5 protein-coding genes and 1 other RNA gene are annotated in these 13,337 nt (G+C 42.1%); 4 read left to right on the top strand and 2 right to left on the bottom strand.

From position 1 onward, the window contains the following. Positions 1 to 9,408 (top strand): hypothetical protein (locus tag NTV63_02350; protein MCX6709774.1); only part of this gene is annotated, 9,408 nt, incomplete at its 5' end. Between the two features lie 27 nt (positions 9,409 to 9,435). After that, complete coding sequence (locus tag NTV63_02345) at positions 9,436 to 10,830, top strand: hypothetical protein (protein MCX6709773.1); 1,395 nt, start codon at positions 9,436 to 9,438, stop codon at positions 10,828 to 10,830. A 175-nt stretch (positions 10,831 to 11,005) separates the two neighbouring features. Here NTV63_02345 and NTV63_02340 read toward each other — a convergent pair whose 3' ends face one another. Beyond that, positions 11,006 to 11,836 (bottom strand): hypothetical protein, encoded by an 831-nt coding sequence (locus NTV63_02340; GenBank protein MCX6709772.1) that lies wholly within the window; start codon positions 11,834 to 11,836, stop codon positions 11,006 to 11,008. 238 nt (positions 11,837 to 12,074) lie between these two features. After that, positions 12,075 to 12,372: RNase P RNA component (rnpB, locus tag NTV63_02335), an RNA gene on the bottom strand. A 205-nt stretch (positions 12,373 to 12,577) separates the two neighbouring features. Between rnpB and NTV63_02330 the strand changes: the two genes are divergently transcribed. Beyond that, positions 12,578 to 12,796 carry a hypothetical protein gene (locus tag NTV63_02330; GenBank protein ID MCX6709771.1) on the top strand — a complete coding sequence of 73 codons (219 nt, stop codon included), beginning with the start codon at positions 12,578 to 12,580 and terminating at the stop codon, positions 12,794 to 12,796. Between the two features lie 47 nt (positions 12,797 to 12,843). Further along, on the top strand, positions 12,844 to 13,337 hold a 494-nt coding region (locus NTV63_02325), incomplete at its 3' end, for a hypothetical protein (protein ID MCX6709770.1).

Genomic DNA, 13,337 nt, shown 5'->3' with positions numbered 1-13,337 from the left:
AATGTAAGCGTCACAGCAACAGACGCAACAAGCGGGATAAACAACGTAACATTCCCAGCAACAACAAGCGCAGGAGGAACAGACACAGCAAGCGCATACTCCTGGACTTATGACTGGGACACTTCTGACACATACTCGCAGAACGCAACAATACAGGCATATGACAATGCGCAGAACAATGGAACATGCGAATTCAACATAACAAAAGACATAACAGCACCATCAGGAGGAAGCGTAAACTACAACAACACATTCACTGAACTTACTGCCCACAGAATCAATGTAAGTGACGGAACTGATTCTGGCTCAGGGCTTTCAACTGCTCAGCTTTACAGGCAGTCAGCAACACTCACAGGAGGAACATGCGGCTCATACGGAAGTTTCAGCGCAGTTGGAAACAGCTCAACAGGAAAAACAAGCGTAGATGACTCGGGACTTTCTACAGGAAACTGCTACAAATATTTGTTCAATGTTACAGACAATGTAGGAAACACAGTTAATTACACCTCCTCAAATGAGATAAAGGTAGACAGCGGAGTGCCAACATGCACTGTCAACTCAATAACTGAAAACTCAACATATGGATATGTCTCGGGAAAGACACTATATTACAGCAACAAATCAACAGGAGGATACAACATAAGCGCATCTGCAACAGATTCAGGAAGCGGGATAAAGAATGTTACATTCCCAGCAACCACAAGCACAGGAGGAAACGACAGCTTAACACCATACAACTGGACTTATGACTGGGACACTCTTGACTCATACTCCCAAAACGCAACAATACAGGCATACTCAAACTCTCTCAAGAACGGAACATGCGAATTCAACATAACCCTCGACATAACTGCGCCAGCAGGAGGAAGCGTAAGCTACAACAACACAAATACAAGCCAAACAGCCCACAGAATAAACGTAAGCGAGGGAACTGACTCTGGCTCAGGGCTTTCAACTGCCCAACTCTACAGGCAGTCAGCAACACTCACAGGAACAACATGCGGCGCATACGGAGCATGGAGCGCAATAGGAAACAGCTCAACAGAAAAAACAAGCGTAGATGACGCAACGCTTTCAAACGGAAACTGCTACAAATATGCTTACAATGCAACAGACAATGTCCAAAATATAGTAAGCTACACCTCAGCAAATGAGATAAAAGTGGATACAACAGGGCCAACAATCACTTTTATCCCCCCAACTTCTGCAAACAACTCAAACATATCTAATCCTTACACTTATATCAACATATCAGGAAGCGAAACTCTCATTTCAGCAAACATTGAATGGAACGGAACAAACCAAAGCATGAATGGCGCTGGAACAAACTGGTACACAAATAAAACATCACTCTCTGACGGGATATACTCATACCGGGTGTTTGCAAACGACTCAGCAAACAACATAGGGTTTTCAGGGCTTATGACAATAACAATTGACACAACAGCGCCAACCTGCAGCGTCAGCGCAATAGCAGAAAACACAACATACGGCTATGTATCAGGGAAAACATTATACTACAATACTGCAGCAGGCGGTGGATACAATGTAAGCGTCACAGCAACAGACGCAACAAGCGGGATAAAGAATGTTTCATTCCCGATAACTACAAGCAGCGGCGGAGCAGATTTAACAAGCGCATACTCCTGGACTTATGACTGGGACACCTCTGACACATACTCACAAAACGCAACAATACAGGCATATGACAATGCGCAGAACAATAGGAGCTGCGAATTCAACATAACAAGAGACATAACCGCGCCATCAGGAGGATATGTATCATACAATAACACAATCAGCAGCAAGCTTGCCCACAGAATCAATGTGAGCGACGGAACTGATTCCGGCTCCGGGCTCGCAGCTGCCCAGCTTTACAGTCAGTCAGCAACACTCACAGGAACAACATGCGGTTCATATGGAAACTTCACGGCAGTGGGAAATAGCGCAACAGGAAAAACATATGTGGATGATTCAACGCTTTTAAATGGATACTGCTACAAATATTTGTTCAATGTTACAGACAATGTCCAAAACACAGTTAACTACACATCTGCAAATGAGATAAAGATAGATTCCGGCGCTCCAACAATAAATTTTGTATACCCCTCTGACGATGACAATGCCAATGTAACCAGAACATACACCTATGTGAATGTGACTGCAAGCGAAACATTGACAAGCGCAAAGCTTGAGTGGAACGGCTCTGAACAGGCAATGAGCGGCTCTGGAACAAATTGGTACATAAACAAGACATCCTTGTCAGAAGGGATATATTCTTACAGGGTATCAGGAAATGATAGTTCAGACAATTGGGGATATTCAGCAACAAGAACAATAACAATAGACACGACAGCGCCAACATGCAGCGTCAGCGCAATTGCAGAAAACACAACTTACGGCTACGTCTCAGGAAAGACACTATATTACAGCAACAAATCAACTGGCGGATACAATGTAAGTGTCACAGCAACAGACGCAACAAGCGGGATAAAAGAGGTTGCCTTTTCCTCAACTACAAGCATTGGGGGAACAGATGCAACAAGCGCATACTCCTGGACATATGATTGGAACACCTCTGCCATATACTCACAAAATGCAACAATAACAGCATATGATAATGTTCTTAAGACAGCAACATGCGAATTCACAGTTACAAAAGACATAACTGCGCCATCAGGAGGAAGCGTAAGCTACAATAACACAAATACAAGCAAAACTGCCCACAGAATCAATGTGAGTGAGGGAACTGATTCCGGCTCTGGGCTCGCAACTGCCCAGCTTTACAGGCAGTCAGCAACACTCACAGGAACAACATGCGGCTCATACGGGGCATTCACAGCAATTGGAACCAGCGCAACAGGAAAAACAAGCGTAGATGACTCAGGGCTTTCAAGCGGAAACTGCTACAAATACCTTTACAATGTAACAGACAATGTCCAAAATACAGTTAACTACACCTCGGCAAATGAGATAAAAGTAGATATTAGCCCTCCTGGAATAACTTTTGTATATCCGACAGATGCAAATAACTCAAATGTCACAAGAACTTACACGTTCATAAATATCACCGGAAATGAAACTCTGATTTCAGCAAACCTTGAATGGAACGGGACAAACCAGAGCATGTCTGGCTCTGGAACAAACTGGTACATAAACAAAACATCAATCTCAGACGGAATATATTCATACAAGGTATTTGGAAACGACTCATCTGATAATATAGGAGTATCAGAAATTAGAAGCATAACTATAGATGTAACAAGCCCGACATGCAGTGTAAGCGCAATTGCAGAAAACTCAACATACGGCTACGTCTCAGGAATCACACTGTATTACAGCAATAAATCAACTGGCGGATACAATGTGAGCGTCACAGCAACAGACGCAACAAGCGGAGTGAAAAATGTAACCTTCCCAACAACCACCAGCGCAGGAGGAAACGACAGCTTAACAGCATACTCCTGGACTTATGACTGGGACACCTCTGACACATACTCGCAGAACGCAACAATACAGGCATACGACAACAGCCAGAACAATGGAACATGCGAATTCAACATAACAAAAGACATAACAAGCCCATCGGGAGGAAGCGTAAACTACAACGACACCTTCACTGCACTTACTGTCCACAGAATTAATGTGAGCGAGGGAACTGATTCTGGCTCAGGGCTTTCAACTGCTCAGCTTTACAGGCAGTCAGCAACACTCACAGGAGGAACATGCGGCTCATACGGAAGCTTCAGCGCAGTTGGAAACAGCTCAACAGGAAAAACATATCAAAATGACTCAAATCTTGTGTCAGGAAACTGCTACAAATACGCATACAACGTAACAGACAATGTCCAAAACATTGGAAGCTACACCTCTGCAAATGAGATAAAAGTGGACAGCGGAGTGCCGACATGCACTGTCAACTCAATAACTGAAAACTCAACATATGGTTATGTTTCAGGAAAGACACTGTATTACAGCAACAAATCAACAGGAGGATACAACATAAGCGCATCTGCGACAGATTCTGGAAGCGGAATAAAGAATGTAACATTCCCGGCAACAACAAGTGCAGGAGGAAACGACAGCTTAACACCATACAACTGGACTTACGACTGGGACACCTCTGACACATACTCCCAAAACGCAACAATACAAGCATACTCAAACTCACTCAATAATGTAACATGCGAATTCAACATAACAAAAGACATAACAGCACCATCAGGCGGAAGCATAAGCTACAACAACACAAATACCTCACAAACCGCCCACAGGATTAATGTGAGCGACGGAACTGATTCCGGCTCTGGGCTTGCAACTGCCCAACTCTACCGGCAGGAAGCAACACTCACAGATATAACGTGCGGCTCATACGGGGCATTCACAACAATTGGAAACAGCTCAACAGGAAAAACATATGTTTATGACGCAACGCTTGTGTCAGGAAACTGCTACAAATATTTATTCAATGTTACAGACAATGTCCAAAACACAGTTAACTACACATCAGCAAACGAGATAAGAGTGGATTCAGGCGTTCCTGAAATCAATTTTGTCTATCCAACTGATAATAACAATGCAAACATAAGCCGGCTTTATACTTATATTAACATAACCTCAACTAAATCCCTCTCTTCTGCAAATCTTGAATGGAACGGGACAAATGAGAGCATGTCTGGCTCAGGAACAAACTGGTATAAAAACAAAACATCTCTGCCTCAGGGAGTATATACATACACTGTTTTTGGAACTGACCCTTCAAGCAACACTGGATTTTCAGAAACAAGGACAATTACAATTAACACTCTCAACATAGATTCGTATGAGCTTAATGCAACAATAATCAGTCCAAACGAACATGTAAGATTGAATGCAAGCGCTTCCTGCGAGGGGTGCACAATTGACAGCTTATGGGCTACCTTAAGGTATCCAAACGGCACTACAACCAACTACACCTTATCAAAGCTTTACTCAGCTCAATCCAACTTAAGCACAGACCAGGAAGCAGGAATTCAGAGGTTTAACACTTCTTCAGTTGATGTCAATCACACATATAATTGGACGAGCGCTGATTTGGAAGGCAGTATTGAGCAGTTTAACACTTCATCAACGGCTACTAATAATACTTATAATTGGACGAGTTCAGACCGGGAAGCGGGAACTCAAACATTCAATACAAGCGCATCCGGCTCTACTTCAGCCTGGACACTTATTGGAGGCAAGAACGGAACTGTTGTTGCTAATGCCAATAACCAAATAAATCTGCCGGCAGGAATGCAGGAAGGAGACATAGTTTTAATTGCCGTCGCATGCGATAATTCACTTGCCACAACGGGATTGGTGCCTTTACAGGGATACACAAACATTGTGAACACAACTAATGCAAGTCCAGGCAGACAGATAGCATATAAAGTGATGGGAGCATCTGTTGACTCAACAGTAAACATAACCGCAGGAACATTGAATAGCACATATGTAATTCAGGGCTGGAGGGGTGTGGATACAAGTGTTATTTATGATGTTGCAACACCAGCAGAGGCAACGGGTATTACTCTTGACCCTAACGCTCCCGCAATAACTCCTACTACTAATGGGTCATTGATAGTTATATTTGGTGAGCAGGATGATGATGGTACAACATTAACTTCTCATCCTTCAGGATTCAGCAATGGCGCTTTTAATTCGACTGCACCAGCTTTAACTGCCAATCAGGCATCTGTGATGATGGCTTCAATGGTTTGGCCTTCTACAAATGGAACAGTAGACCCAGCTACCTGGGCAATATCTGGAACTGATGAGTGGAAGGCGACATCAATAGCATTAAGACCTAATACGGGATACACTGCGAGTGCTGAGCAGAACAGCACATTATTTAATTATTCCGATGATGGTACCGCCTCTTATCAGACAGCAACTAAAGCTAATGCAATAGTGACAATTGATAGTTACAATCCTGAAGCGTCAAATACGACTTATGCTAATAATAGCCGTCCTGATATTCAGGTTGCGTTTTATAATGGAACCGCATATGAGTCATATTCTAATTGTAATGTTAACGCTTCAGTTGGAAATGAGGGTTTGAACACTACCGACTGGAACTGCACAATCTCATCTGCAACAACTGGTGTGTTGAACTCCTGGAACAGCAGTGCTAATAGGAAGGTTCAGATTAGGGCGATTAATCTGGACGCTTATGATAATCTGATTTTTGATGAGATTAATGTGTCAGCAGTTTACATAAATGTCAGCGGCTACAACATTACCACTGCGAATGCGGAGCAGAACAGCACAGCAACAGAATACTCAAATGGCGGCAGCGATTATCAAGCTGCAACTGCTGTTAAGGCGATAGTGACAATTGACAGCTATAATCCTACAGCATCAAACACAACTTACGCAAACAATAATCGTCCAGACATCCAAGTGGCATTCTACAACGGAACTGCCTATGGAGCATACTCCAACTGCAATGTTAATGCTTCAATGGGAAATAATGGTTTGAACACAACGGACTGGAACTGCACAATAAGCGCAACAGATGACGCAACAATCGCAGCATGGAACAGCAACACCAACAGAAAGATTCAGATACGGGGAATAAACCTTGACGCTTACAACAGCCTAATTTATGATGAGATAAACGTTTCAGCAGTTTACCTTAACATAAGCGGGTACAATATAACAAGCAATGTATCTGAGCAAAACACAGAATGGGTAGAATATGCTGGAATAGGCGGAATCAACTATACTATAGTCACATCTGTAAGCGCAATAATAACTGTGGACAGCTACAATCCAACAGCATCAAACACAACATATGCAAATAACAACCGCCCTGATTTGGAAGTTGGCTTCTGGAATGGAACGGGTTATGTTAACAGCTCATACTGCACGATAAGCAATTCAATGGGAAATGATGGCTTGAACACAATTGACTGGAACTGCACAGTAACCAGCACAAATTCAGAGATATTAAATGCGTGGGAAGACAGCGCCAAGAGAAAGATTCAGATGCGGGGAATAAACCTTGACGCCTACAACAGAACAATCTATGATGAGATAAATGTCACTTCGCTATTTGCACAAATATCTTATGGCTCTGCAACAACGGATGTATGGTATTTTGATTTCAACAACACTGCCCAACTGGGAAATTACACAATACCTTCAATATACATAAATTCAACAATTGGGATGACAAAGAGAAATGATACAACGCTCCAGTTTGAAGTGACTGGCGGCTACATGAATATCACTCTTGTTCCGCCCACTCCCGATAATCAATCGTGGGTAAATGAAAGCTGGGTTTTTGTAAATGCCACAACAAACATAGCTGCAAGCGCCTGCAATCTCACGTGGAATGCCACCAATTATGCAATGGGCTCATATGACTCAAACACTTGGTATAAGAATATGACGAGTGTTGCGAGCGGGCAGTATGTCTTCAATGTAAGCTGCATAAGCCCGGACAATATATTCAATGTTTCTAAAACAAGCATTGTAAATGTAAACTCTGAGCTGCCTTCCTGCTCAATAAACAGCATTTCAGAAAATTCAGACTACTCATATGTCAGCGGAACAATAGTATATTACAACCCTTCAGGAAATGGAAGCATAAATGCCACAGTAAATGCAGTCAATAGTTTTGTTGGGATTGCAAAAGTTGAATTTAAGCCAGTAAGCACATTTTCGGGATATGGAAATGACACAATAAGCATCTATGCATCACAGGATGTTGGCGCATACAACTTCAGCGCCTCAAGCTCATTTAATGGGCAGGCAAGCATAGTATGCCATGACAATTCCAATAAAACAAACACAACAACCTTCAATTTGAGTTTGGACAATGTTATTCCCACACTCACAATAAACACTCCTGCTGCGCTTTCATGGCAAAAGTCCAATTTCACCATAAATGTCTCAGACTCTGACTCTGAATCTGGATTGAAGCTATGCCAGTACAGGGTTGTGAGCAACGGCTCAGAAACTAGAAACTGGACAGCAAGGGCATGCAACAATGAAAGCTCTGCAACAATATCTGTTGGCACAGCGCAGGACTGCAGGAATGAGGGAACTGGGCAGTGCTTTGTAGATATCAGGACATGGGATAATGTAAACAACAGCAACACCAAGAACAGGACATTCAGCATTGACTGGACAGCTCCTGGAGCGCCTGGAAACCTTACTGATTCCATAGAGGGATGGAGCTTCTCCTCAAACAGGACATTCACTTGGACTGCTTCAGTTGACAATGGAAGCGGAATTTCAACATATTACTTTGCAATAGACAACACTGCGCCCGAAAGCGCAGGAAGGAATTCCTCTGACCTCAACTATACAAATCAAACCCTTTCCTCAGGAAACTACACCCTGTATGTTCTTGCTGTGGACAAGGCAGGAAATGTCGGAGCATATTCAAGCCATGAGTTCCTTATACTCTCAAGCAAGGGGATAATATCAACAACTCCTGGAGCAACTCCATTCTGGACAAACACCAGCAATCCGCTCCTTCACCAAAACACAAGCTGCCTTTGGAACATGCAGTCCGGAGAGGAATGCAATGTCACCTGGGATGTAAATTCAACGGGCGCAATCGGCGGAAGATACCAGTTCTATGTCATATTTGAATCACTCAATTACACAGCGCAGGTTCCTGACAACAACACTAATATCACAAACATTGAGATAAGAAGCAACAATACTGCGCCTCCAAAGGTAAATCTCTCCAGCCCGGCAAATAACAGCGGAATAGTGCATGAGCTGAATACAACATTTGCATGGCAGAATGTTACTGATGAGGACGGGGATTTGGTAAGCTATTACATAGAAGTCAGCAGCTCAAGCGCATTCGGCTCAAAGATAATAGACAACTGGACTACTGAACTAAATTACACTTCAACAATTGAGCTTAACATCAGCAACTCATATTACTGGAGAGTCAGGGCATTTGACGGATTTGACTACGGGAACTACAGCGATATCTGGAACTTCTCAATAGAGCCGTACAGGGAAGTTGACTTGTACATATCAAACACATCCTTCGGCGGATTAAGCATGGGTGAAACAAATGATACAACTGATGATATTCCGTCTCCGCTTAAGATAAGGAATACAGGAAATATAATGGTTAATGTAAGCATAAATGCAACTAACCTTTGGACAAGCGTGGGAAATGGGACTGCAAACTACAGGTTTAAGGCAGATAATGTGACCACCGAGGTGGGAAGCTTTGACTGGGTGAATTCGCAGACAAGCTGGTACAACCTTAACACTGGACTTATATCTGCAATAAGGAATTTAAACTACAGCGACACAATGGATGAGGCGGAGATAGATGTCTATGTGCTTGTCCCAATTACAGAAAGCCCTGGGCTTAAGAACAGCACGATTACTGTAAAGGCGAGCTGAATAAAGAAAAATGAAAGTGAAGGCAAAATGAAAGGAAAAAACAAGAAGGGAATTTTTGGATTTTTTGCATTTCTTCTTTTATTGCCAACGCTTATCATATTAACTGCAGAAAATTCAACTGCTGTGAGAATAGGGATAGGGCCAGCGTACATAAACATTGACTACGAGCCGAAACTTGAAAGAGAATACCAGGCAAGGCTTTATTCTGCTGACGGCGCAGGATTCAACGCATCAATAAGTGTAAGCGGAAAATTGGCAAGATACATAACCCTCAACCAAAGCTTTGTGGAAATAAAGCCTGGTGAAACTGTAGTTCCTTTCACATTTGCGGTAAGGCTTCCTGAAAATATTGAGCCGGGAAACTATGAAAGCGAAATAAGTGCAACAGTGCTGTCAGCAGGTGGTGGAACAGTCAGCACTGCAACTGCTGTTGCGATGCAGGTTTACATGACTGTCCTCTCAGAGAAGTATCTCTCTGTTGAAACTGAGATTTCGGGGGAAAATGAAAAAACAATCACTCTGATTTTTACGAACATTGGGCAGAAAAGAATAGAGAATGCGAGCGCAGAGATAGGGATTTATGAGAATTCCAACCTTATAAAAACGATTCTGGTAAGCACATTTTCAATAGGTGCGTCTGAGAAGAAAACAGTGAAGAAAGGTTACAGTGGAAATCCGGGAAGATACCTTGCAAAGATTATTGTAAGATACGACGGAGAGGAAAAGCTCCTTGCGAAGGGTTTTGAATTGGGAAAGCCTGAAATTAGGATAAAAACAATTGAAATCCCGAATTTTGAGTTTGGAAAGATAAACAGGATAAATGCAAAAGTGGAAAGCAACTGGAATGAAAACATAACTGCAAGCCCGAAGATTGAGATAAGCAAGGCAGGGCATATTATTGCGGGCATTAGGGCAAATCCTGTTACTGTTGAGAAAGAGGCTGAGATTGATTTCTATTGGGATGCGAGCAATGTTCCTGAGGACAGTTATGATGCGAGGCTTGTGCTTAATTATGAAAATGGGATTTCTGAAAAGGAATTCATAATAAATGTGGATAAGAAAAGCGCGTATATTGGAAGCAGGAAAAGCATGATTTCTGCAAATATCCTTTTGGCTGCAGGAATTTTTATTGTATTTGTTTTATTGTTCCTTTTTATTGCAAAAGCTGTTCCGAAAGCAGCTGGAAAAATCAGGGGAAAGGGGAGAGAAAGGCAGATGGAAGCGCTTATTTTAGAATCCGCACGGCTTGCTGAGATGGGGCATGCTGAAAGGGCAGCTGAGATATATTCAGAGATAAGGGAGAGGTATGAAAATCTTCCTGAAGTTGAAAAAAGGATTTTCCGTGAAAGAATCCTGAGGCTTTACCGCTTCATAGAAGAGGAGTTTAAGGGAGGCAGGGGAAAGAAGATAACAATAGAGTAAATAGAATAAATAAAGCGAACAGAGTAAATTGAGATTATTTTAACTGCGCATCAACGGGAATAATTTAAAAATTAACAAATAATCAGATTAAAAAAAAGAATTCTAATAAGGCATTGAGAATATATTTTATTTAAGAATTTAATAAAAAATATTTAATAAAAAAAAATTATTTACTTTACTTGCCTGCCTTTACCTTGATTACCTGCTCAGCCGGCTTCATTTCCTTCCAGGCAAGCTCGAACATTTCCTCTAATGCTGATGCAAAGAAAGGCGAGTTAATCCATATTCCAATATCATATGTCGGATGCACTTCTGCATCATCCATCACCATGAATGTGAGGTCCGCCCCATCAACAATAGTGAATCTTGCCTTGGTTTTTGTGTGCCTGACTTCAACAATCTTGTCAAGCTCCTCAACAGCTGCTGCGCACTGGGGCGTCAATGGGGCTGCAATCCTTATCTTAACCCCTCTTTTTTTGAGCTTCTCAAAAACAGGCTTGAATCCCTCAACCTTTCTCAGGAATCCCTGGGTTGTTGTAATGATTGTAACTGTCTTCTCTGCTCCCATCATGCTTGCCTCAAGGTGGTTATAGAGATTATGCCTTCCCTTAAGGCTTCCTGAAAGGTCAGTCGGCTCCACAAGCTCAACTCCCTGGGAATGCAATGACTTAAGCTCGTCAAGGACATCTGTCTTCCTTATGTCATCAAGCCTTGTAATCTTAACCTCTGCTTCCCTTTTCATGTGCTTCTTGACGCGCTCGACAACTTCCTCCGGAGGCACGGCGAGGTATTTTATCGGCTTGCCGAATTTCATTATAACAAATCCCTTTTTCTCAAGAGATTCAAGAACATCATAGCTCCTTGACCTTGGAACATTCGCGATGTCAGAAAGCTCGCCTGCAGTTGAAACGCCCCTCGAAAGAAGCGCTGTCCAAATCTTAACTTCGTAAAGGTTTAAGGAGAAATAGAGTCTCAACTTACTGAGAAATTCTTCTTTTACTATCATTTTATAGGCCTCCGTTTTTATTATTCATGAATACTAAAAAATTATAGATAGCCAAAACAAATACTGATTAATATATCTTTCTTTTTTAGTATCCCCCCACAGACTACAATATGTATTTTCAGCAATTCTAATATATAAAGTTTTTCTATTTTGTCACTTTCACGACAGAGAGAATATATAAAGTTTTTTCTTTTAAGGGAGAAAAGGCATTAATTGCTCAAATAAAGTAAAAAAAGTGTAGGGCAGAAATAAGCCGCCTTCTGTCAGACCTCTTGTCGAAAAGTCTGTCCTGACATTCTACTAAGCGTCTAAAAGACTTGCACCGCAGGGGCTCGCCGTTTCACCATTTCCCCAAAAAACGTCTGCAGGTTAATCGCTTCTGTTGCCAGAAGCTTCGCATGCTTCACTCTTTATCTGAGGATGTGCCGTTTCTGAGCGGTTGCCATCGGTTTTCCGATCCTGCTTTCGCAGGCAGCTTTTAATGGTGGGCGGACTTTCCTCAGAGCAATAGCTCCGAAAGCCAGGCATCTGCCCTACATGAGTGAATAATCTGAAATTCTTTAAAAAAGTTTTCTTTTTCGCAACCGACAAGGGACATATTTTTTACTGGTTTACGAGGAAAAACGGAATTTTAAGTTTGCCTGAATAACTACATTAAAATAGAAAAACTTAAAAACGGGCATTACTTAGGATTATAATTGAGTATTTAATCATGTTATTAAAGAATAAAGAGGGTGAAAAATGGAAATTTCCAAGACAACAGTTGCTGTTTTGCTGGTTCTTACAATACTTGTTTCAGTAATAGGCACATGGAACGTTCTTCAGAGCGTCTCAATGGCGAGAGTAGGCAGCAAGGAAAGCGCAAGCACAAATGCAAAGATTTCCCTGACAGTAGAAGAGCCGCCAAAAGAGCTGACTGGTGAAGCAAAAATAATGCTAAATGTTCAGCAACTGAATTAGAATTAGGAAGATAAGGATTGATAATAAAAAAATAAGGAGGAGAGAATATGGACGATATATCGAATAACACTTTGGCAACACTTCTTGTAATTGCAATCATAGTATCAATAGGAGGGACGCTTATAAGCATAAATAAGCTTTCAGGAATGGGTGCGCCTGGATTAACTGGCTTTGCAACAACTGGAAAGGTTAACCTGACTGTCCAGACAACTTCAGGAATAAGCGTTACCCAGGAAATTGACTTTGGAACAGGATATGCAAATGTTGGAACAAACTGCACAATGGAAAGCAATCTCTCAGACGGCTCAAGAGCAGACGCAGACTGCCTGGGAACAAACTGGCCATCAGCAATAGTCGATGCGACAAAAAGGCACATAATGATAAATAACACAGGAAACCAGAACATCAATGTGTCAATAAACGCATCATCTGTTGCAACAAGCTGGATAGGAGCAAACTCAACTGCAGAATACGGAGCGCAAAACGCAAGCCTTTACGAAGGATGCCCAGCAACCAACAGAACCCAATGGACAACACTCAC

The sequence above is a fragment of the Candidatus Woesearchaeota archaeon genome, from assembly GCA_026394965.1.
Classification (GTDB): domain Archaea; phylum Nanobdellota; class Nanobdellia; order Woesearchaeales; family 0-14-0-80-44-23; genus JAPLZQ01.
This window is presented reverse-complemented; position numbering and strand designations above follow the sequence as displayed.

What these genes read in the sequence shown, in the direction of transcription:
- NTV63_02340 (MCX6709772.1), bottom strand. Translation starts at nt 11,836, where the DNA reads ATGATAGTAAAAGAAGAATTTCTCAGTAAGTTGAGACTCTATTTCTCC.
- NTV63_02330 (MCX6709771.1), top strand. Translation starts at nt 12,578, where the DNA reads ATGGAAATTTCCAAGACAACAGTTGCTGTTTTGCTGGTTCTTACAATA.
- NTV63_02345 (MCX6709773.1), top strand. Translation starts at nt 9,436, where the DNA reads ATGAAAGGAAAAAACAAGAAGGGAATTTTTGGATTTTTTGCATTTCTT.